At 61.2% G+C, this 22,156-nt stretch carries 17 protein-coding genes; 11 read left to right on the plus strand and 6 right to left on the minus strand.

Features of this window, described 5'->3' with window-relative positions; genetic code table 11:
• Nucleotides 1-140: 140 nt before the first annotated feature.
• On the minus strand, nucleotides 141-578 hold the full coding sequence (locus ABVN20_RS01725) for a universal stress protein (protein WP_368553579.1): 438 nt from the start codon (nucleotides 576-578) through the stop codon (nucleotides 141-143).
• Nucleotides 579-682: 104 nt separating this feature from the next.
• Between ABVN20_RS01725 and ABVN20_RS01730 the strand changes: the two genes are divergently transcribed.
• The 7 genes from ABVN20_RS01730 (at nucleotide 683) to ABVN20_RS01760 (ending at nucleotide 9,313) form a co-directional block, all read left to right on the plus strand.
• Nucleotides 683-1,120, plus strand: coding sequence for a hypothetical protein (locus ABVN20_RS01730; protein ID WP_368553581.1), 438 nt, complete (start codon nucleotides 683-685; stop codon nucleotides 1,118-1,120).
• Between the two features lie 593 nt (nucleotides 1,121-1,713).
• Complete coding sequence (fadB, locus tag ABVN20_RS01735; protein WP_368553583.1) at nucleotides 1,714-3,861, plus strand: fatty acid oxidation complex subunit alpha FadB; 2,148 nt, start codon at nucleotides 1,714-1,716, stop codon at nucleotides 3,859-3,861.
• A gap of 29 nt (nucleotides 3,862-3,890) precedes the next feature.
• On the plus strand, nucleotides 3,891-5,066 hold the full coding sequence (gene fadA, locus ABVN20_RS01740; RefSeq protein WP_368553585.1) for an acetyl-CoA C-acyltransferase FadA: 1,176 nt from the start codon (nucleotides 3,891-3,893) through the stop codon (nucleotides 5,064-5,066).
• A gap of 98 nt (nucleotides 5,067-5,164) precedes the next feature.
• The gene (locus ABVN20_RS01745) at nucleotides 5,165-5,401 is read left to right on the plus strand and encodes a DUF1653 domain-containing protein (RefSeq protein WP_123365569.1); all 237 of its coding nucleotides are present in this window, start codon (nucleotides 5,165-5,167) and stop codon (nucleotides 5,399-5,401) included.
• Between the two features lie 114 nt (nucleotides 5,402-5,515).
• The gene (gene topA / locus ABVN20_RS01750; protein WP_368553587.1) at nucleotides 5,516-8,140 is read left to right on the plus strand and encodes a type I DNA topoisomerase; all 2,625 of its coding nucleotides are present in this window, start codon (nucleotides 5,516-5,518) and stop codon (nucleotides 8,138-8,140) included.
• Between the two features lie 262 nt (nucleotides 8,141-8,402).
• Nucleotides 8,403-8,927 carry a DUF6586 family protein gene (locus ABVN20_RS01755; RefSeq protein WP_368553588.1) on the plus strand — a complete coding sequence of 175 codons (525 nt, stop codon included), beginning with the start codon at nucleotides 8,403-8,405 and terminating at the stop codon, nucleotides 8,925-8,927.
• A gap of 152 nt (nucleotides 8,928-9,079) precedes the next feature.
• The gene (locus ABVN20_RS01760) at nucleotides 9,080-9,313 is read left to right on the plus strand and encodes a hypothetical protein (RefSeq protein WP_368553590.1); all 234 of its coding nucleotides are present in this window, start codon (nucleotides 9,080-9,082) and stop codon (nucleotides 9,311-9,313) included.
• Between the two features lie 69 nt (nucleotides 9,314-9,382).
• Here the strand turns inward: ABVN20_RS01760 and sulA are convergent, their stop codons facing one another.
• Nucleotides 9,383-9,856, minus strand: coding sequence for an SOS-induced cell division inhibitor SulA (sulA, locus tag ABVN20_RS01765; RefSeq protein ID WP_368553591.1), 474 nt, complete (start codon nucleotides 9,854-9,856; stop codon nucleotides 9,383-9,385).
• Between the two features lie 10 nt (nucleotides 9,857-9,866).
• Nucleotides 9,867-10,475 carry a transcriptional repressor LexA gene (gene lexA, locus ABVN20_RS01770; RefSeq protein ID WP_368553593.1) on the minus strand — a complete coding sequence of 203 codons (609 nt, stop codon included), beginning with the start codon at nucleotides 10,473-10,475 and terminating at the stop codon, nucleotides 9,867-9,869.
• 229 nt (nucleotides 10,476-10,704) lie between these two features.
• Here lexA and ABVN20_RS01775 point away from each other — a divergent pair, with 229 nt between their 5' ends.
• The 3 genes from ABVN20_RS01775 to ABVN20_RS01785 all read left to right on the plus strand — a co-directional run bounded on the left by ABVN20_RS01775 (nucleotide 10,705) and on the right by ABVN20_RS01785 (nucleotide 13,331).
• Complete coding sequence (locus ABVN20_RS01775; RefSeq protein WP_368553595.1) at nucleotides 10,705-11,412, plus strand: TetR/AcrR family transcriptional regulator; 708 nt, start codon at nucleotides 10,705-10,707, stop codon at nucleotides 11,410-11,412.
• A 158-nt stretch (nucleotides 11,413-11,570) separates the two neighbouring features.
• Nucleotides 11,571-12,581: a beta-N-acetylhexosaminidase gene (gene nagZ / locus ABVN20_RS01780; RefSeq protein WP_368553597.1), complete on the plus strand. Its 1,011-nt coding sequence runs from the start codon at nucleotides 11,571-11,573 to the stop codon at nucleotides 12,579-12,581.
• A gap of 12 nt (nucleotides 12,582-12,593) precedes the next feature.
• The gene (locus tag ABVN20_RS01785) at nucleotides 12,594-13,331 is read left to right on the plus strand and encodes an S-methyl-5'-thioinosine phosphorylase (protein WP_368553599.1); all 738 of its coding nucleotides are present in this window, start codon (nucleotides 12,594-12,596) and stop codon (nucleotides 13,329-13,331) included.
• A 127-nt stretch (nucleotides 13,332-13,458) separates the two neighbouring features.
• On the opposite strand, the gene ABVN20_RS01790 is transcribed toward ABVN20_RS01785, so the two are convergent.
• From ABVN20_RS01790 to mfd, 3 genes are read right to left on the minus strand one after another with little or no spacing between them, the layout of a single operon-like run.
• On the minus strand, nucleotides 13,459-16,152 hold the full coding sequence (locus tag ABVN20_RS01790; RefSeq protein ID WP_368553600.1) for an SNF2-related protein: 2,694 nt from the start codon (nucleotides 16,150-16,152) through the stop codon (nucleotides 13,459-13,461).
• 6 nt (nucleotides 16,153-16,158) lie between these two features.
• Nucleotides 16,159-16,725, minus strand: coding sequence for a CsiV family protein (locus ABVN20_RS01795; RefSeq protein ID WP_368553601.1), 567 nt, complete (start codon nucleotides 16,723-16,725; stop codon nucleotides 16,159-16,161).
• Between the two features lie 10 nt (nucleotides 16,726-16,735).
• Complete coding sequence (mfd, locus tag ABVN20_RS01800; RefSeq protein ID WP_368553603.1) at nucleotides 16,736-20,185, minus strand: transcription-repair coupling factor; 3,450 nt, start codon at nucleotides 20,183-20,185, stop codon at nucleotides 16,736-16,738.
• Between the two features lie 363 nt (nucleotides 20,186-20,548).
• Between mfd and ABVN20_RS01805 the strand changes: the two genes are divergently transcribed.
• The gene (locus ABVN20_RS01805; RefSeq protein WP_368553605.1) at nucleotides 20,549-22,012 is read left to right on the plus strand and encodes a glyceraldehyde-3-phosphate dehydrogenase; all 1,464 of its coding nucleotides are present in this window, start codon (nucleotides 20,549-20,551) and stop codon (nucleotides 22,010-22,012) included.
• The last annotated feature ends 144 nt before the right edge of the window (nucleotides 22,013-22,156 follow it).

A 22,156-nucleotide genomic window follows, 5' to 3' on the forward strand; every position in this document is an offset into this window, starting at 1 on the left:
GCGCGGTGAACGCCGGATTTGCGACGTTCACCGTACTGTAGGAGCGAGCTTGCTCGCGATAGCGGTGTGCCAATCGACGCATCAGTTGCCTGACACGCCGCCATCGCGAGCAAGCTCGCTCCTACCGTTAGTGGGCGGGGTCAGCTCTTGACCAGGCGCACCGCCAGCACATCGCATGGCGCGCCGTGCAATACGTCATTGGCGGTGGAACCGAGCAGCAATGCCAGGCCGTGTCGCCCATGGCTGCCCACGACAACCAGATCGCAGCCTTGCTCCTTGGCCAGGTGATGAATCTCCTGGCGTGGCTGGCCGTAGGTCAGGTGGCAGTATTCCTTGGAGACCTCAGGGTACTTGACGATCAAGCGGTCAAGGCGTTCCTTGGCCTGGTCGAATTGCTGCTGCTGCAGTTGGGAAAGGTCCATCGGCACGTCGCCACCAAAGGCCATGGCCATGGGTTCGACGATGTGCACCAGGGACAATTTTGCGCCACTGCTCACCGCCAGCTCGCGAGCGCGCTTGATGACAGGGTCACACTCTTCGGTGAGATCTACCGCGACCAGAATGTGTTCATAGGGCATGAGATGCTCCTCCTGAGAACTGCAATAAGGGTAAGTATGGCTGGTTTCAAGCGCTTTGTTTTCAGAGTGACTGCAAGCGCTCGTCAAAATTCGGGAGTACACATATGACGGTCTGGATAGTGGTGTCAATCCTGTTGGTGGTATTGAGCCCCCTCGCATGGCTGCGACCGTCCCGTACCCAGAGTGGTCGAATCGCCCTGCGCATGGAGGCTCGCCGCCTCGGATTGGCCATGCAACTGGCGCCTCAGGAGTGGCCGCACTGGCTGCGTCCTGAGCCGCCGAACCCCTGCGCGCAGTACCATCGGCCCCGTCGCGGCAGCCAACCGGCGTGCTGGGTGTACTGGCAGAAATCGGCGGGTGTGTGGGTCAATCAGTGGCAGGAACCCTGCGACGATCAGGCGCTGTTGAATCATTTCGAAAAATTGCCGGCCAATGTCTACAAGGTCGAAGCCGACAAGCAGATGATCACTTTGTATTGGGGCGAGAAGGGCGAGGCGGAGGTCTTGGAGCGTATCGACGCGACGCTTAAAGCGTTGGCCTGATGTGGGAGCGGGCCTGCCCGCGATGGTCGAAAGGGCGCCGCCGGGTGTCAGGTGCACAACGTCATCGTTAACGACCATCGCGAGCAAGGCTCGCTCCTACAGGTCTGCAAAAAAAAGCCCGACAACATCGTCGGGGCGGGGTTGGCCAGGCAGGCCGGTAATTCGGTTTGGGCTGATCCTGCGCCGGGCGTTCGCCCAGGCGCTCAAATTTTCCCTGTGGTTTCGCCAGCTTAGCCGGTTCCGCGTGAGCCGTTGCGAATTAGGGCGACTTTTCTAATGATTGATCCTATGAATGTCTGTGCATGCAGTGGCGTGTTGCAGGTCATCTTCCTACAGAAATGACTGCAAAGTCGCTTTTCAACCCGTGTTTTGGGCGATTGACAATTGTCGGAAATTCCGTGAAGGTGGCGTACCCAAATCAAACGGGCGTATGAATTGAGCGTTTGCATTAGAGCGCGCTCCAACAGAATCCCGACTATCGCGTTGGCGGGTGTGTGGGGTGGATTGGCGTAGCATCGACGAAACCGTCCCTGCCAGCCATTCGCCTGCTTCCGACGTGTACTGTTCAGCTTCCATATCGTGGAGATCAGTTGATGATTTACGAAGGTAAAGCCATCACGGTTAAGGCTCTTGAAAGTGGCATCGTCGAACTGAAGTTCGACCTCAAGGGTGAGTCCGTCAACAAGTTCAACCGTCTAACCCTGAATGAACTGCGTCAGGCCGTAGACACCATCAAGGCAGATGCTTCGATCAAGGGTGTGATCGTCAGCAGTGGCAAGGACGTGTTCATCGTCGGCGCCGACATCACCGAATTTGTCGACAACTTCAAGCTGCCGGATGCAGAGCTTGTTGCTGGCAACCTCGAAGCCAACAAAATCTTCAGCGATTTCGAAGACCTCAACGTCCCGACCGTTGCCGCGATCAATGGCATCGCCCTGGGTGGCGGCCTGGAAATGTGCCTGGCAGCGGACTTCCGCGTCATGTCCACCAGCGCCAAGATCGGCCTGCCGGAAGTCAAGCTGGGCATCTACCCAGGCTTTGGCGGTACCGTGCGCCTGCCGCGCCTGATCGGTGCCGACAACGCCATCGAGTGGATTGCCGCCGGCAAGGAAAACCGTGCCGAAGACGCGCTGAAAGTCGGTGCCGTCGACGCCGTGGTCGTGCCTGAGAAGCTGCAGGAAGCCGCCCTTGAAGTGATCAAACGCGCCATTTCCGGCGAGTTCGACTACAAGGCCAAGCGTCAGCCGAAGCTGGAAAAACTCAAGCTCAACGCCATCGAGCAGATGATGGCTTTCGAAACCGCCAAGGGTTTCGTGGCCGGTCAAGCGGGCCCGAACTACCCGGCGCCGGTCGAAGCGATCAAGACCATCCAGAAAGCCGCGAACTTCGGTCGTGACAAGGCACTGGAAGTCGAAGCCGCCGGTTTCGTCAAACTGGCCAAGACCTCTGCCGCGCAGAGCCTGATCGGCCTGTTCCTGAACGATCAGGAGCTGAAGAAAAAGGCCAAGGCCTACGACGAAATCGCCAGCGACGTGAAGCAGGCTGCCGTATTGGGCGCCGGCATCATGGGTGGCGGCATCGCCTATCAGTCGGCTTCCAAGGGCACGCCGATCCTGATGAAGGACATCAACGAGCACGGTATCGAGCAGGGCCTGGCCGAAGCCGCCAAGCTGCTGGTCAGCCGCGTTGAAAAAGGTCGCATGACCGCAGCGAAGATGGCCGAAGTGCTCAACGGCATTCGCCCGACCCTGTCCTACGGTGACTTCGGTCACGTGGACCTGGTGGTCGAAGCGGTCGTCGAGAACCCGAAGGTCAAGCAAGCGGTCCTGGCCGAAGTCGAAGACAAGGTCAAGGAAGACACCATCCTGGCGTCCAACACCTCGACCATTTCCATCAGCTTGCTGGCCAAGGCCCTCAAGCGTCCGGAAAACTTCGTCGGCATGCACTTCTTCAACCCGGTGCACATGATGCCGCTGGTGGAAGTGATCCGTGGCGAGAAGTCCAGCGAGCAGGCGATCGCCACCACCGTGGCCTACGCCAAGAAAATGGGCAAGAACCCGATCGTGGTCAACGACTGCCCGGGCTTCCTGGTCAACCGCGTGCTGTTCCCGTACTTCGGCGGTTTCGCCAAGCTGGTCAGCGCCGGTGTGGACTTCGTGCGCATCGACAAGATCATGGAAAAATTCGGCTGGCCGATGGGCCCGGCGTACCTGATGGACGTGGTCGGCATCGACACCGGTCACCACGGTCGTGACGTGATGGCCGAAGGTTTCCCGGACCGCATGAAAGACGATCGCCGTTCGGCCATCGACGTGCTCTACGAAGCCAAGCGCCTGGGCCAGAAGAATGGCAAGGGCTTCTACGCCTACGAGGCCGACAAGAAGGGCAAGCAGAAGAAAGTCGCCGATCCATCGGTGCTGGAAGTGCTCAAGCCAATCGTCTACGAGCAGCGTGAAGTCACTGACGAAGACATCATTAACTGGATGATGATCCCGCTGTGCCTGGAAACCGTGCGTTGCCTGGAAGACGGCATCGTCGAAACCGCCGCCGAAGCCGACATGGGTCTGGTCTACGGTATTGGTTTCCCTCCATTCCGTGGCGGTGCGCTGCGTTACATCGACTCGATCGGTGTGGCCCAGTTCGTTGCCCTGGCTGACCAGTACGCTGATTTGGGCGCGCTGTACCACCCGACCGCGAAGCTGCGCGAAATGGCCAAGAACGGCCAGAGCTTCTTCGGTTAAGCGCCCCCAACTAGAGTGAGAGTGAACTTATGAGCTTGAATCCTAGAGACGTCGTGATTGTCGACTTCGGTCGTACTCCGATGGGCCGCTCCAAGGGCGGCATGCACCGCAACACCCGTGCCGAAGACATGTCGGCACACCTGATCAGCAAATTGCTGGAACGTAACGTCAAGGTCGACCCGAACGAAGTCGAAGACGTGATCTGGGGCTGCGTGAACCAGACCCTGGAGCAGGGCTGGAACATCGCCCGCATGGCGTCGCTGATGACCCAGATCCCGCACACCTCGGCCGCCCAGACCGTCAGCCGCCTGTGCGGTTCGTCGATGAGCGCGCTGCACACCGCCGCGCAAGCGATCATGACCGGCAACGGTGACGTGTTCGTGGTTGGTGGCGTCGAGCACATGGGTCACGTGAGCATGATGCACGGTGTCGATCCTAACCCGCACATGTCGCTGCACGCGGCAAAAGCCTCGGGCATGATGGGCCTGACCGCGGAAATGCTCGGCAAGATGCATGGCATCACCCGTGAGCAGCAGGACGCCTTTGGCGTGCGTTCCCACCAGCTCGCCCACAAGGCGACCGTGGAAGGCAAGTTCAAGGACGAAATCATCCCGATGCAGGGCTACGACGAGAACGGTTTCCTGAAACTGTTCGACTACGACGAAACCATTCGTCCGGAAACCACCCTGGAAAGCCTGGCGACCCTGAAGCCGGCGTTCAACCCCAAGGGCGGCACCGTGACAGCCGGTACTTCGTCGCAGATCACCGATGGTGCTTCGTGCATGATCGTGATGTCGGCGCAGCGTGCTCAGGACCTGGGCATCCAGCCGATGGCGGTGATTCGCTCGATGGCAGTGGCGGGTGTGGATCCGGCGATCATGGGTTACGGTCCGGTACCGGCGACGCAGAAAGCCTTGAAGCGCGCAGGCCTTGGCATCAACGATATCGACTTCTTCGAGCTCAACGAAGCTTTCGCCGCACAGGCTCTGCCAGTGCTGAAAGATCTGAAAGTGCTCGACAAGATGAACGAGAAGGTTAACCTGCACGGCGGCGCGATCGCCCTGGGTCACCCGTTCGGTTGCTCCGGTGCACGTATTTCCGGCACCCTGCTGAACGTGATGAAGCAAAATGGCGGCACCTTCGGGGTGGCTACCATGTGCATTGGTCTCGGCCAAGGCATCTCCACCGTCTTCGAACGCGTCTAAGCGTTTCGTTGACGGAAGCCGGGGCCCAGTGCCCCGGTTTTTGTTTTTCCGGATTTTTTTTGCTTTTATTTTGAAAAGATTTGAGTGAGGGCCGATACATGCCGATACAACCTGGGCTCTACCAACATTACAAGGGGCCGCAGTACCGTGTATTCAGTATTGCACGGCATTCGGAGACCGAAGAGGAAGTGGTGTTTTACCAAGCCCTGTATGGCGATTACGGCTTTTGGGTACGTCCCTTGAGCATGTTCCTGGAGTCGGTCGAGGTTGACGGCGAACAGGTGCCACGCTTTGCTTTGGTACAGGCTGAACCGAGCGTTTTTTCGAAGCCATAAGCTGAGTTCGCGCAAAACCCTGCGCTTGACCTCACCTTGTAGCCACTATATATAGCGGTGCCGCGTCAGGCGCCAATCGCCTTTCACTTCTCGAATTCAGGAATTTTCCGATCCATGGGCAAATCGCTGGTCATTGTGGAATCCCCGGCTAAGGCCAAGACCATCAACAAGTATCTGGGCAACCAATACGTGGTGAAGTCGAGTATCGGCCATATCCGAGACCTGCCCACCAGCGGTTCGGCGAGCGCCAGCAAAGAGCCTGCCGCCAAGCGTGGCAAGACCGCGGGCGAAGGTCCGGTGCTCACACCGAAGGAAAAGGCGCGCAATCAACTGGTTTCGCGCATGGGGGTCGATCCCGATCATGGCTGGAAAGCCAAGTACGAGATCCTTCCGGGCAAGGAAAAAGTCATCGAAGAGCTGCGCCGGCTCGCCAAAGATGCTGACACCATCTATCTCGCAACCGACTTGGACCGCGAGGGGGAAGCCATTGCCTGGCACCTGCGCGAAGCCATCGGTGGGGATGACAGCCGCTACAAGCGCGTGGTGTTCAACGAAATCACCAAGAAGGCGATCCAGGAAGCCTTCTCCGAGCCGGGCGAGCTGGATATCGACCGCGTCAACGCCCAGCAGGCGCGTCGTTTCCTCGATCGCGTGGTGGGTTACATGGTCTCGCCGCTGCTGTGGGCCAAGATCGCCCGTGGCCTGTCTGCCGGTCGCGTGCAGTCGGTTGCCGTGAAGCTGGTGGTCGAGCGCGAGCGTGAAATCCGGGCGTTCATCCCTGAAGAGTACTGGGAAGTCCACGCCGACCTCGGCACCGCCAAGGGTGCGACCGTACGTTTCGACGTGGCTCGCGAGAAGGGCGAAGCCTTCAAGCCGCTGAACGAAGCCCAAGCCATGGCCGCGCTGGAAAAGCTCAAGGCGTCCAGCTACAGCATCGTCAAGCGCGAAGACAAGCCGACCAGCAGCAAGCCTTCGGCGCCGTTCATCACGTCCACTCTGCAACAGGCCGCCAGTAACCGCCTGGGCTTCGGCGTGAAGAAAACCATGATGATGGCCCAGCGCTTGTACGAAGCGGGCTACATCACCTACATGCGTACCGACTCCACCAACCTGTCGGCTGATGCCGTGGCGATGGCGCGTACCTATATCGAAAGCGAGTTCGGCAAGAAATACCTGCCAGACACGCCCAACGTTTACAGCAGCAAGGAAGGCGCTCAAGAGGCTCACGAGGCGATTCGTCCGTCCGACGCCAACACCACGCCGGCCAAGCTGTCGGGCATGGAGCGCGACGCTGAGCGCCTCTACGAGCTGATCTGGCGCCAGTTCCTCGCTTGCCAGATGCTGCCGGCGCAATACCTGTCGACCACCGTGACCGTGGGCGCTGGCGACTTCGAGCTGCGTGCCAAGGGCCGCATCCTCAAGTTCGACGGCTACACCCGCGTCCTGCCGCAAATCGCCAAGCCGGGCGATGACGACGTGCTGCCAGACATGGCCCAGGGCGACACGATGAAGCTGATCAAGCTTGATCCGACCCAGCACTTCACCAAGCCACCGGCGCGTTACTCGGAAGCGAGCCTGGTCAAGGAAATGGAAAAACGTGGCATCGGTCGTCCTTCGACCTATGCGGCGATCATCTCCACCATCCAGGACCGCGGCTACGTGGCGCTGCACAACCGTCGTTTCTACTCGGAAAAGATGGGTGACATCGTCACCGAGCGTCTGTCCGAGAGCTTCTCCAACCTCATGGACTACGGCTTCACCGCCGGCATGGAAGAGAACCTCGACGACGTGGCTCAGGGCGAACGCGACTGGAAAAACGTGCTGGACGAGTTCTACGGCGATTTCAAGAAGAAGCTCGAAGTGGCCGAGGGCGCGGAAAACGGCATGCGTGCCAACCAGCCGGTCATGACCGACATTCCGTGCACCACTTGCGGACGTCCGATGCAGATTCGTACCGCTTCGACCGGCGTGTTCCTCGGTTGCTCGGGCTATAGCCTGCCGCCGAAAGAGCGCTGCAAGGCCACCGTCAACCTGGTGCCGGGCGATGAAATCGCCGCGGACGACGAAGGTGAGTCGGAGTCGCTGGTACTGCGTGGCAAGCACCGCTGCCCGATCTGCAGCACGGCGATGGACGCCTACCTGCTGGACGAGAAGCGCAAGCTGCACATCTGCGGCAACAACCCGGATTGCGCGGGCTACGAAATCGAAGAAGGCACCTACCGCATCAAGGGCTACGAAGGCCCGAGCCTGGAATGTGACAAGTGCGGCAGCGAGATGCAGCTCAAGACCGGCCGTTTCGGCAAGTTCTTCGGTTGCACCAATCCGACGTGCAAGAACACCCGCAAGCTGCTCAAGAGTGGTGACGCGGCGCCGCCGAAGATGGATCCGGTGAAGATGCCTGAGCTCAAATGCGAAAAGGTCAACGACACCTACATCCTGCGCGACGGTGCTTCCGGCCTGTTCCTGGCCGCCAGCCAGTTCCCGAAAAACCGCGAGACACGTGCTCCGCTGGTGATCGAGATCATCCCGCACAAGGACGAAATCAATCCGAAGTACCACTTCCTCTGCGAAGCGCCGAAGAAGGACCCGGATGGCCTGCCAGCCGTGATCCGCTACAGCCGCAAGACCAAGGAGCAATACGTGCAGACCGAAGTCGACGGCAAGCCGACTGGCTGGAAAGCCTTCTATGACGGTGGCAAGTGGACCGTTGAAGACAAGCGCACTGCCGCGAAGTCTTAATCGGCGCCAGACAAAAGCCCCGACTCGAAAGAGCCGGGGCTTTTTTGTTGCGCACCTGTAGGAGCGAGCTTGTCGAGGCGTCGAACCGTCGCGATGGTCGTTAACGATGACGCGGGATGCCTGATGCGATGCGGTGTCCTTGCGACCATCGCGAGCAAGCTCGCTCCTACAGACGGTGGTGTAGGGCTTGCGAAGGCATTGGCTGATCCCCGACACTGTCTGACCTGTGTTACGCAATTATTTCGTTGTGGAGGCTGCCGTCATGGCCCACGAGCTCTATACCCGTACCAACCAGAAGATCTACTTCGCCGGCCTGTCGCTGGAAGCCCTTGCCCGAGCGGAAGAGGGGCGGGCGATGAATTCCCTGGCGCTGATCCAGGCCGGGCGCGAATCGGCGTTGTTTCACCTGTACGGTGCGCTGCTGGGGTTGTGCCATGAAATTGCCGGCTTCTATCGCCTGCCACAGGCCAATGCGCCACGGGCAGAGATGCTGTTGACCCGGGAAGTGCTGGAAACCATCGCCATCCCTGAAATGGCCGAGATGGTCGAGATGGCGCAAAACCCGGAAACCTGGCTGGCCAGGCTGCTAGCGGAGCATGCCGCGCTGTTCCAGCCGCCTCGTGCGCCGCACAAGCCCAAGGGTGACGTGACGCAGCCGTTGATCCTGGCGGTCAACCTGGATGAAGAAGAGGAGCCGCAAGAGCTCAGTCGCGAAGAGTTGGAAACCTGGCGGCAAAACCTCAAAGGCCTGGCGCTGCGGTTCCGTGAAGGTTTGAACGAATGCTGATGGCTTGAAGCCTGGGTGGGCGGTTGCGAGCATCTGCCCCATTCAGAGATTACTGTGAGAAATTTCTCTTCGTAGTGGCATTTGGTCAAGATCCTGAGCGAAGCCCGGCCGATGCCTATATAATGCCCGCCTTTCGTGGAGTACAGACCTATATGCCAACGTCCTTTCTAGAAATTGTCGAGTTACCAGACGGCCGAATCGAGCTGCGAAGGGCTGAGGACGAGGGTTCTCTGGTTACTTTGAATTTCTCCGAGGATGCCAAGGCGTTCCTGCAAGGCCAGCATGTTGAGGTCGCCAAGGCGATGTTGAGCGTCGGCGTGCAGATGGCCGGTCGCCTGGTCGAGGGCGAATTGAATACGGATGAAGGTTCTCGGGTCCTGCACTGATCCCGTTCGTCGCTTTTTTCTGATCCCCTGCAAATCGGCTTCTCTGTCCCTGGAGAAGCCCCGCGTCATTTAACCCAGTCGAATATTCAGACTTTGTGCGTCCCCGGTTCGGGCGGCGCTGATCAACTGTTGCCGTGCCGTGGCGCTCAATGGGTTGAGCCAGCTGACGACCGTGTGGCTGCGGCCCAGGCGCAGGGCCTCGCAGGTCAGTTGCTGTGCACTCTGACTGCCGCGGGGTTGCAGCAGCAGGATGCGTTCACGGTTCAGGCCGGCGTCGCGCAACCAGGCTTGTGTCAGGCTGGCGGGCGGGGCGATCAGTGTCAGCCAGCGTGCGTCCTGATCTTCGCTCAGGTCACGAAGGATCGGTGCCAAAAGGCTCAGGCAGCTCCCGGCCGCGCCACGCAGTGATAGCTCGCTGAAGACTTCGGGTTCGGCGCTCCAGGGCGACTCGACCACGTCTTTCAGGATCGGCGCCATCGGCTGCATCATGAATGCCTCGAACAGCGGCAGTTGGGCTTGCTGTGGTGCGTGCGGGAACTGCATAAAGCCTCCTTTAGCGGCGAATGACGCCGACGCTCAAGCCTTCGATCACCAGTTCCTGATCTTTCAGGTTGACTTCGATGGGGGCGAATTCAGGGTTCTCGGCAATCAGCCAGACTTTGCTGCCATCGCGCTTGAAGCGCTTGACGGTCACTTCGTCGCCGATGCGTGCCACGACGATCTGGCCGTTGCGGGCTTCGCGAGTGGTGTGCACGGCCAGCAGGTCGCCATCGAAAATGCCGATGTCCTTCATGCTCATGCCGTGAACCCGCAGTAGGTAGTCGGCGCGCGGATGGAAGAACGCCGGGTTGATGTTGCAGGACTCTTCGACGTGTTGCTGGGCAAGGATCGGTGCACCGGCAGCGACCCGGCCGATGATCGGCAGGGTGGATTCGTCGGCCTTGGCTTCGAAACCCGGGATGCGGATGCCGCGCGAAGCACCGGGGGTCATTTCGATAGCGCCTTTACGGGCCAGCGCCTTGAGGTGCTCTTCCGCCGCGTTGGGCGACTTGAAACCCAGTTCCTGGGCGATTTCCGCGCGGGTAGGCGGGTAGCCGTTGTCTTCCAGGCACCGTTTGATGAAAGTCAGAATCTCTGCTTGGCGTGGCGTCAGCTTTAGCATTTTGATCGCTCTGTTTTTTTATACAGTGACTGGGATTATATACAGTGAAGGCGTCTTGGCAATGCCCCTTTTCGCAGTGGCTGCCAGACGGTCAACCGGCGGGCTGATTAACAGGACATTAATGTGTGGTTAAATAGCTGACTGACCATTCCCAAAACGAACCGCCAGGCTTGACAAGGCCGGGGCTGAAACGTATGTTTCAAACAAGTGTTTGTCAGGCGGAGTAGCCATGGCCCAGTCGGAAACCGTTGAACGCATTCTCGATGCTGCCGAGCAGTTGTTCGCGGAAAAAGGTTTTGCTGAAACCTCGTTGCGTTTGATCACCAGCAAGGCCGGTGTGAATCTGGCGGCTGTGAACTATCACTTCGGTTCGAAGAAGGCGCTGATCCAGGCGGTCTTCTCGCGTTTTCTCGGGCCTTTCTGCGTGAGCCTCGACAAGGAACTGGAGCGCCGCCAGGCCAAGCCGGAGAACAAGCCGAGCCTGGAAGAGCTGCTGGAAATCCTCGTCGAGCAAGCCCTGGTGGTACAGCCGCGCAGCGGCAACGACCTGTCCATTTTCATGCGTTTGCTGGGGCTGGCGTTCAGCCAGAGCCAGGGCCACCTGCGTCGCTACCTCGAAGACATGTACGGCAAGGTGTTCCGCCGCTACATGCTGCTGGTCAATGAAGCCGCCCCGCGGATCCCGCCGATCGAGCTGTTCTGGCGCGTGCACTTCATGCTCGGTGCCGCGGCGTTCAGCATGTCGGGGATCAAGGCCCTGCGGGCGATCGCCGAGACCGATTTTGGCGTCAACACCTCCATCGAGCAGGTCATGCGCCTGATGGTGCCGTTCCTCGCCGCCGGCATGCGTGCCGAAACCGGCGTGACCGACACCGCGATGGCCACTGCCCAGTTGCGGCCACGCAGCAAATCGACACCGGTCGCCGCCAAGGTTTGACCGCACATGGGTGGGCGCGGCAGCTGACATCCGCTAAGCTAGCCGCCCATGCCGACTCTCGTTACGAATCCGTTTCCCACTGAACTCGCCGACCTGCCGGGCAAAGCCCCAGGCAGCGAATGGCTGTGGGCCGGATTCATCGTTATCAAGGAATCTCTATGACTGCTGGCCTGCAAGGCTCGTTGATGGTGGACGTCGCCGGTACCTGGCTGACGGCTGAAGATCGCCAATTGTTGCGCCAACCTGAAGTGGGCGGCCTGATCATTTTTGCCCGCAATATCGAGCACCCTCGTCAGGTGCGCGAACTCAGCGCGGCGATCCGCGCCATTCGCCCCGATCTGCTGCTGGCCGTGGACCAGGAAGGCGGCCGGGTCCAGCGCCTGCGCCAGGGCTTCGTGCGGCTGCCAGCGATGCGTGCCATCGCCGATAACCCGAACGCCGAGTACCTCGCCGAGCAGTGCGGCTGGATCATGGCCACCGAAGTGCTGGCCGTCGGCCTGGACCTGAGCTTCGCTCCGGTGCTGGACCTGGATTACCAGCGCAGCGCGGTGGTCGGTACCCGTTCCTTCGAAGGTGACCCGGAGCGCGCGGCGCTGTTGGCGGGGGCGTTCATCCGTGGCATGAACAGCGCGGGCATGGCGGCCACTGGCAAGCACTTCCCCGGCCACGGCTGGGCCGAGGCGGATTCCCATGTCGCCATCCCGAATGACGAGCGCAGCCTGGACGAGATCCGCGCCAACGACCTGGTGCCGTTCGCCCGCTTGAGCAAGCAACTGGCGGCGGTGATGCCGGCCCATGTGATTTATCCACAGGTCGATGCCCAGCCGGCCGGTTTCTCCCGGCGCTGGTTGCAGGACATCCTGCGCGGCGAGTTGCAGTTCGATGGCGTGATCTTCAGCGACGATTTGTCGATGGCCGGTGCCCACGTGGTCGGCGATGCCGCCAGCCGCATCGAAGCGGCGCTGACCGCCGGTTGCGACATGGGCCTGGTGTGCAACGACCGCGCGGCCGCCGAGCTGGCCCTGAGCGCGGCCCAGCGCCTGAAGGTCAAGCCGTCCGCACGCATTGCCCGCATGCGCGGCCAGGCCTATGCCAGCACCGAATACCGTCAGGACCCGCGCTGGCTGACAGCCATTGGCGCGCTCAAAGACGCTCAACTGATTGAATAAGGACTTTACGTTATGACGGTTTACGCGATTATCGGTGGCACCGGTCTGACTCAACTCGAAGGCCTGAGCATCCGTCAGTCCCTGGCAGTCGAAACACCTTATGGTGCGCCGTCAGCCGAGATCCAGATTGGCGAGTACGCGGGCAAGGAAGTGCTGTTCCTCGCCAGGCACGGCCATCCGCACCGTTTCCCGCCGCATCAGGTGAACTACCGCGCCAACCTCTGGGCATTGAAACAGGCCGGCGCCGAGGCGATCCTGGCGGTCAATGCCGTGGGTGGCATTCATGCGGCGATGGGCACCGGGCATTTCTGTGTGCCGCACCAGTTGATCGACTACACCAGCGGTCGCCAACACACCTATTTTGCCGATGACCTGGAACAGGTCACGCACATCGACTTCAGCTATCCGTATAGCGAGCCGCTGCGTCAGCAACTGATCGCGGCACTGGCGGCCGAAGGGGTCGGCTACAGCAGCCATGGCGTTTACGCCTGTACCCAGGGCCCACGCCTGGAGACGGTGGCCGAGATCGCCAGGCTTGAGCGTGACGGTTGCGACATCGTCGGCATGACCGGCATGCCGGAGGCGGCACTGGCCCGTGAGCTGGAGCTGGACTACGCCTGCCTGGCGCTGGTGGTGAACCCGGCGGCGGGCAAGTCGACGGCGGTGATCACCATGGCCGAGATCGAGCAGGCGTTGCATGACGGGATGGGTAAGGTGAAGTCGACGTTGGCGCGGGTGCTCAGGGGCTGAGGTCGTCTTGATATCGGGTTGACCCGATCGCGAGCAGGCTCGCTCCCACATTGGATTTTTGGTGCGCCATCGACCCACTGTGGGAGCGGGCTTGCCCGCGATAGCGATTTAACAGACGCCACAAACCTCAGCGTTTATCGAGCTTATCCGGCAACGGCGCAAACAACGCCTCGATATCATCGTTCTGCAACTGCCAGTCCCCAGCCTTGCGCCCATCCAGCACGCCCGCCGCCAGCTCGGATTTTTCCTTCTGCAGGTGCTGAATTTTCTCTTCTACGGTGCCGCGGGCAATCATCTTGTAGACGAACACCGGCTTCTCCTGGCCAATCCGATAGGCGCGGTCGGTGGCCTGGTTTTCGGTCGCCGGGTTCCACCACGGGTCGTAGTGGATCACCGTGTCCGCTTCGGTCAGGTTCAGGCCAACACCACCGGCCTTCAGGCTGATCAAAAAGATCTGACGCTTGCCGCTCTGGAAATCCTTCACCGGCGTGCGCCGATCACGGGTCTGGCCGGTCAGTAGCGCATAGTCGATACCGCGTTTTTCCAGCTCGGCCTCGATCAATGTCAGCATCGAGGTGAACTGCGAAAACAGCAGGATCCGCCGGCCTTCCTCGAACAGCTCCTCGAGCATTTCCATCAGGCTGTCGAGCTTGCCCGAGGTGCTGCCGCGGGCGGGCAGGGTGGCGTCGTTGACCAGACGCAGGTCGCAGCACACCTGGCGCAGCTTGAGCAGCGCCTCGAGGATGATGATCTGGCTGCGGGCCACGCCTTTGCGGGTTATTTCGTCGCGGACTTTCTTGTCCATGGCCAGGCGCATGGTTTCGTACACATCACGCTGGGCTTCGTTGAGGTCGACCCAGTGGATGATTTCCGTCTTCGGTGGCAATTCCGTCGCCACCTGTTCCTTGGTCCTGCGCAGCAGGAACGGTTTTATCCGGCCGTTCAGGTGCTGGAGTCGTACTTCGCTGGTGCGCTTTTCAATCGGCACGCGGTAATCGCGGTTGAAGCTTTTCACGTCGCCCAGCCAGCCGGGCAGCAGGAAGTGGAACAGCGACCACAGCTCGCCCAGGTGATTTTCCAGCGGCGTACCGCTCAGGCACAGGCGCTGGCGGGCATTGAGCTCGCGCGCGGCCTGGGCGGCCTTGCTGTTGGGATTCTTGATGTACTGCGCCTCGTCCAGCACCAGCACGTGCAGCGGTTGTGCGGCCAGGCGCTCGACGTCCTTGGGCAGCAGGGCGTAGGTGGTGAGGATCAGGTCGTAATCGGCCAGTTGCTCGAAGTGTTTTTTGCGGCTGGCGCCGTACAGCGCCAGGACCTTGAGCTGCGGCGTGAAGTGCGCCGCCTCGTCGAGCCAGTTGGGGATCAGGCTGGTGGGCATCACCACCATGCACGGCCGATCCAGGCGACCGGCGTTCTTTTCGCTGAGCACGTGTGCCAGGGTTTGCAGGGTTTTACCCAGGCCCATGTCGTCCGCGAGGATGCCGCCCACTTCCAGTTGCCGCAGCGACTGCATCCAGCTCAAGCCTTCGAGCTGATAGGGGCGCAAAGTGGCATTCAGCCCTTCGGGGGCCTTGGCGTTGTAGTCGCGCACGTCACGCAGGCGCTGGGCAAAGGTGCGGATCTGCTCGCCACCCTCCCACAGCAGGGGCATGTCCTCGAGCGGGTTGAGCCGCGTGGCGTCGGCCTTGCTCAGGCGCAGGGTGGTTTCGCCGGGCTCTTGCAGGTAAAACTCGCCGAGGGTCGCCAGCACCGGTTTCAAGCGGCCGAACGGCAAGGCGACTTGCAGCGGGCCGTATTCGGAATTCGGGCGATTGGGGATGTTCACCAGGATCAGTTCGTCATCGCGACGGCGGGCGAGGCGTTCCGGGTTGAGGATTTCGGTGTGCGAGCGCATCAGGTTCAACAGGATCGGCAGCAGGCTCAGCCGCTCGCCGTTGACGATGATGCCCAGCTCCAGGTCGAACCAGTCGCGCTCCGGCGTCTGTTCCACAGTGGCGTACCAGTCATCGACGGCGGTCAGGTCGAACCCGAAGTCCTCGTCGATCTGCAGTTCCCAGCCTTGCGTGCGCAGTTTCGGCAATTCATTGAGGGTGAACGTCAGCCAGGCGCTGTCGTTGACCATTTCATAGAGCTCACCGGCGCTTTCCGGCAACGCCTTGCTCTGGCGGGTGGCGATCTTGAAACCAAGGATTCGCAGCTGTTCCCTGTAGGCCTGTTCGACTTCAGGTTGGCGTTTTATCCGTAAAGTCTGGGTTTCCTGACGGATCAGTACGTCGGCGTTTTTCTGTCCGCTGACGTATTCATCCAGGTAGCTGAACGACAGCGCCGCACGGTGCTGGATATAGCGCTGCATCCTGCCGTTGCGCGGTTCGAAGGCGCTGAACTCGATGCTCGCCAGCCACAGGCGTGGCACCGGTTGCACGTTCTCCACCAGCACCTGGGGTGGCGCTTTCGGGCTGCGGTTTTCCAGGACGGCCTGGAGTTTTTCCAGCAGTTCGGCGTCTTGCGCGGCGGCAGGGTAGGCGAGGGTTTCCTGGACTTTCAGCAGGACCGCCGCGCAGTGTTTGCAGTTGTTGCGCACCGGGCAGGTGCAGGTGGCATCGACCATCAGCAGTGTGGCTTTGGCTGACTCGCGCAGGTGAATGGTCTGACGGTAGACGTTACCGCCAGAGCCCTCGCAAACGGCCGTGATGGTCGCGTCGCCCGCCTCGACGATCCTGACACGGTTCTCCAGGGCGTAGCGCCGGCCGCGCTCCAGGCTCTGTTCCTTGAATCGGCTGACCCAGGAGGGTGCCAGGGGTTTGCTCAGGGGCGCGGACATGGGGTATCAGTCCGGAATTTCTTCGGGGGCGGGTCTTGGTGCGGGAGCGGTCAGCGAGGTGATTTTGATCAGCAGGCCCAGATGCCCGGCGTCGAGGAAGTTGAGTTGGCCATTTTTGGTATGGCTGTCGGTGTTCAGGCGTTCGCTGGCCGTGACCAGGCCATCCTCGTTGATCTGGTTGACCCAGAAGTCGGCGCCGACATCGGTAAAGCGCCCCAATTTGATGTTCAGCGTGCCCTCGATCGGATACTGGCCGAATTGTTCCTTGCCGTCGCTGATGGCGACCTTGGACGCTTCTTCGCCGAGGGTCTGTTGCCAGGCCTTGTGCAGCAGCACCGTGTAATCGCTGCTGGCGGTGAGTTTTTCCACTTCGCCATTCAGGCTGGGCGTGCGCTGGCTCTCGGCGCTGATGCGCTGTGCGCCAGCGTCCCAGTCTTCCGGCGCGGCGCGGCTGACGATGGCCGGCACGGCGTTCTGCCGCACCAGAATCATTTCGACCTGATACAGGTCATCGGCATACGCCATCGGAGCCGCCAGGGTCAGCAGCAGAGTGGTTAAGCGGAACAGGCGCATTCGGCGTCCTTCAAGCAGTTTTCGGGATGAGGCGCTCAAGCAACGCCTCTACAGTATTAAAGCGCTCTTCCGGGCGCTCCATCGGCACCATGAACTTGAACATCGTGGCGCCTTCGAATTTGTAGCGTTTGGGCTGGCCCTGGATCAGCTTGATCAGCGTCAGCGGATCGACCGGCGTCTGCGCCGCGAACTCGATTCGACCACCTTGCGGCCCACCGTCGATTTTGCGGATGCCCAGCCCTTCGGCCTGCAACTTCAGCGCGGTGATGCGCATCAGGTTCTTGGTCGGCTCCGGCAACAGGCCGAAACGGTCGATCATTTCCACCTGCAAATCCTTCAGGCCGTCCTCGTCGGTGGCCGAAGCGATGCGTTTGTACAGGATCAGGCGGGCGTGCACATCCGGCAGGTAGTCTTCCGGAATCAAGGCCGGCACCCGCAGGTTGACCTCCGGCCCGCCACCCAGCGGCTGGTCGAGGTTGGGTTGTTCGCCCTTGCGGATCGACTTCACCGCGCGTTCGAGCATCTCCATGTACAGGGTGAAACCCACGGCCTGGATCTGTCCGCTTTGCCCGTCGCCGAGCAGTTCGCCGGCACCGCGGATTTCCAGGTCGTTGGTGGCGAGCACGAAGCCCGCGCCGAGGTCCTGGGTGTTGGCGATCGCTTCCAGGCGCTTTTCCGCATCCGGGGTGATTTGCTGGCGCGGCGGAGTCAGCAGGTAGGCGTAGGCCTGGTGGTGGCTGCGGCCGACACGACCACGCAACTGGTGCAACTGCGCCAGGCCGAACTTGTCGGCGCGCTCGATGATGATGGTGTTGGCGCTCGGCACGTCGATGCCGGTCTCGATGATGGTCGAGGCGATCAGCACGTTGAAGCGCTTGTGGTAGAAGTCGCTCATCACCTGTTCGAGTTCACGCTCGCGCATCTGCCCGTGGCCGATGCCGATGCGCGCTTCCGGCACCAGTTCGGCGAGATCGGCGGCGCATTTCTCGATGGTCTTCACATCGTTGTGCAGGTAGTAGACCTGGCCGCCACGCAGCAATTCGCGCAGCAGGGCTTCCTTGACCGTGCTCTTGTTCTGCTCCATGACGAAGGTGCGCACCGACAGGCGTCGGGCCGGCGGCGTGGCGATGATCGACAGGTCGCGCATGCCCGACACCGCCATGTTCAGCGTGCGCGGAATCGGCGTGGCGGTCAGGGTGAGAATGTCGACTTCGCTGCGCAGGGCCTTGAGCTGTTCTTTCTGGCGCACACCGAAGCGGTGCTCTTCGTCGATGATCACCAGGCCCAGGTTCTTGATCTTCACATCGTCCTGCAGCAGCTTGTGGGTGCCGATGACGATGTCGATCTTGCCTTCGGCGAGGTCGGCGACCGCGGCGTTGACTTCCTTGGCCGACTTGAAGCGGCTCATCACTTCCACGGTCACCGGCCAGTCGGCGAAACGGTCGCGGAAGCTGTTGTAGTGCTGCTGGGCGAGCAGGGTGGTGGGCACCAGGATCGCCACTTGCCGGCCACCGTGGACGGCGATGAACGCCGCGCGCATCGCCACTTCGGTCTTGCCGAAGCCGACGTCGCCGCACACCAGGCGGTCCATCGGCTTGGGCGCGAGCATGTCTTCGCGCACCGCTTCGATGGCGGTTTGCTGGTCGGGGGTTTCCTCGAACGGGAAGCCGGCGCTGAAGGTGGCGTAGTCGGCTTTCGGGTCGGTGAAGGCGTGCCCCTCGCGGGCCGCGCGGCGGGCATAGATGTCGAGCAGTTCGGCCGCCACGTCGCGCACCTGTTCGGCGGCCTTGCGCTTGGCTTTCTGCCAGGTCTCGGAGCCGAGGCGGTGCAGCGGGGCCAGGGCGTCATCGCTGCCGGTGTAGCGGGCAATCAGGTGCAGGTTGGCCACCGGCACGTAGAGCTTGGCGCCTTCGGCGTATTCCAGGGCGAGGAACTCGGCGGACTGGTTGTCGATTTCCAGCGTGGCCAGGCCCAGGTAACGGCCGACCCCGTGGTCGATATGCACCACCGGCGCGCCTTCACGCAGTTCGGTGAGGTTCTTGATGACCGCATCGTTGTTGGCGTCGGCGCGTTTTTCCCGGCGCCGGCGCTGCATCACGCGCTGGCCGAACAGCGGGCTTTCGGCGACCAGCGCCAGGGCCGGGTCTTCGAGCACCAGGCCTTCGTCGAGCGGCGCGATGGTGATCGCCAGGCGCTCCTTGCCGGCGACGAAGTCGGGCCAGCTGTCGACGGTCTTCGGGCGCAGCTTCAGGCGTTCGAGCAACTCCAGCAGCACTTCGCGACGGCCCGCAGACTCGGCGGTAAACAGCACGCGGCCAGGGAACTCGTCGAGAAAGCCGGCCAGTGCCGCGAGCGGCTGGCTGGCCTTGGCTTCGATCGCCAGGTCCGGCAATGCCCGCGCCGGGAAGCGTTCGCGCCCGGCACCGGTTTCCACATCCTGCTGGCTGGCCACTACCCGAGGCCAGTTCTTCAGCCGGGCGAAGCAGTCTTCCACCGGCAGGAACAGCTCGGCCGGTGGCAATAAAGGACGGGAAGGATCGACGCGGCGTTCTTCATAACGGTTGCGCACGTCGTTCCAAAAGTTCTCCGCCGCCTGCTCGATGCCCGGCAGGGAGAACACCTGGGTGTCCTGTGGCAGGTAGTCGAACAGGGTCGAGGTGTCTTCGAAGAACAGCGGCAAGTAGTACTCGATACCCGCCGGGGTGATCCCGCTGCTCAGATCCTGGAAGATCGGGCAGCGACGGAAGTCGACATCGAAGCGCTCGCGAAAGCGCGCCTTGAAACGCGTCACGGCTTCCTTCTGTAGCGGGAACTCCTTCGCCGGCAGCAGCTTGACCGAATCGACCTTGTCGACGGAGCGCTGGTTTTCCGGATCGAAGGTGCGCAGGGTCTCGATTTCGTCGTCGAACAGGTCAATGCGATATGGCAGCTTGCTGCCCATCGGGAACAGGTCGATCAGCGAGCCGCGCACGGTGAATTCGCCATGCTCGTAAACGGTATCGACATAGCGATAACCGCTGGCTTCGAGCCGGCTGCGCATCTGTTCGACATCGAGCTTCTGGCCGACGTCCAGTACCAGGCTGCTGCCCAGCAGGAATTGGGTCGGTGCCAGGCGATGCAGGGCGGTGGTGATCGGTACCACCAGCACGCCATGGCTCAGCTCCGGCAGCCGGTACAGGGCGGCGATGCGCTGGGAAATGATGTCCTGGTGCGGCGAAAACAGGTCGTAGGGCAGGGTTTCCCAGTCCGGGAAATGCAGCACGGGCAAATCCGGTGCGAAGAAACCCAGCTCCTGCTCCAGACGCTCGGCACTTTGGCTGTCGGCGGTCAGCAGCAGGGTAAAGCGCCTGGCAGCGCTGGCAGCCTCGGCAATGGCCAGGCTCAGGGCGGCACCGGGCAAGTTGCCCCAGTGCTGTTTACCTGCCGCGGCAGGGAGATGCGGTAGACGCAGAACGGGCACGGAAGGTTGAGCTCCAAGCGTTGCGACAAAGTCGGTAATTGTAGCGGGCCGGGATGCCGCCTGTCAGTTGCTGACTTCGTCTATTACGCAGGTTTGGCGAAATGTAGTGGTAAAGACAAAAAACCGCGTTTTTTTGCTCGAAAACACCGATTATGTAGTGGCAAAACAAGCGGGTGTTACGGAGGGTTACGGACAAGACAGCGATGTCCGCAAAAAAGCGACCCCGCTGGAAGGCCCGGTTTTACTGGGTTGCAGCGCTGCCGATTTTTTACTTCCAGAAAATTGTTACGGATTGCACGACAGGCGCGCATTGCTACGCGGGTTTCTCGGCGGCATAATGTAGCCCCTTTTTTCTGCCCCTACATGTGGAAGGTTCCCGTGACTCAGAAGCCCGACCAGTGTCTTGGTGAATGGATCGACCGTGAAGCACTCGCAGAAGCGATGATTCCGCTTATCGGTCAGCTCTACCGCAATAACAACGTGGTGAGCTCGATCTATGGCCGCAGCCTGATCAATCGTTCAGTCATCGCGATTCTCAAAGCTCACCGCTTTGCTCGTCACCGTCAGTCCGACGACAGCGAACTGTCCGTCCACGAAACATTCCCGCTGATCAAGGCAATGAGCGAGCTCAAGCTCGGCGCTGCTTCGGTCGACCTGGGCAAGCTCGCCTCCAAATTCAAGACCGAAGGCAATGGCCGTACTGCCGAGCAGTTCGTCCGTGAAGAACTGGCCGAAGTCGTTGGCCAGCAGAACGCCTCGGCTCGCAAAGGCACTGACGTTGTCCTCTACGGCTTCGGTCGTATCGGCCGTCTGCTGGCGCGCATCCTGATCGAGAAAACCGGTGGTGGCGACGGCCTGCGCCTGCGCGCCATCGTTGTCCGCAAGGGCGCCGAGAACGATCTGGTCAAGCGTGCCAGCCTGCTGCGCCGCGACTCGGTCCATGGTCCGTTCGATGGCACCATCACCATTGATGAAGCCAACAACACCATCACCGCCAACGGCAACCTGATCCAGGTGATCTACGCCAAGAGCCCGACCGAAGTCGACTACACCCAGTACGGCATCGAAAACGCTCTGATCGTCGACAACACCGGTGTATGGCGTGACGCCGACGGCCTGGGCCAGCACCTGGCCTGCCCGGGCGCTGCCCGCGTGATCCTCACCGCACCTGGCAAGGGCGCGCTGAAGAACATCGTGCACGGCATCAACCACGGCGACATCAGCCCTGACGACAAGATCATCTCGGCGGCTTCCTGCACCACCAACGCCATCGTGCCGGTGCTCAAGGCAGTCAATGACAAGTTTGGCATCGTCAACGGCCACGTCGAAACCGTTCACTCGTTCACCAACGACCAGAACCTGATCGACAACTTCCACAAGGGCAGCCGTCGTGGCCGCGCCGCACCGTTGAACATGGTGATCACCGAGACCGGTGCCGCCACCGCAGCCGCCAAGGCGCTGCCAGTGCTCAAGGGCAAGCTGACCGGTAACGCGATCCGTGTTCCTACGCCGAACGTGTCGATGGCCATCCTGAACCTGAACCTGGAAAAGGCCACCACCCGCGACGAAATCAACGAGTACCTGCGCCAGATGGCCATGCACTCGGACCTGCACAAGCAGATCGACTACGTCAGCTCCCAGGAAGTGGTTTCCACCGACTTCGTTGGCTCGCGCCACGCAGGCGTTGTGGACGCTGAAGCGACCATCACCCAGGATAACCGCGTTGTACTGTACGTCTGGTACGACAACGAATTCGGTTACAGCTGCCAGGTGGTGCGCGTAATGGAAGACATGGCCGGTGTAAACCCGCCTGCGTTCCCACGCTAAGCATCTGCTGCACATGAAAACGCCCCGGCCTTGGCCGGGGCGTTTTTGTTTGTGTGTCTGTATTTGCACCTGCCCCCCCTGTAGGAGCGAGCTTGCTCGCGATGGTCGTCAACGATAACGCTGGCTACCTGATGCACAGCGGCG

The sequence above is a fragment of the Pseudomonas sp. MYb118 genome (assembly GCF_040947875.1).
Taxonomy (GTDB): Bacteria; Pseudomonadota; Gammaproteobacteria; order Pseudomonadales; family Pseudomonadaceae; genus Aquipseudomonas.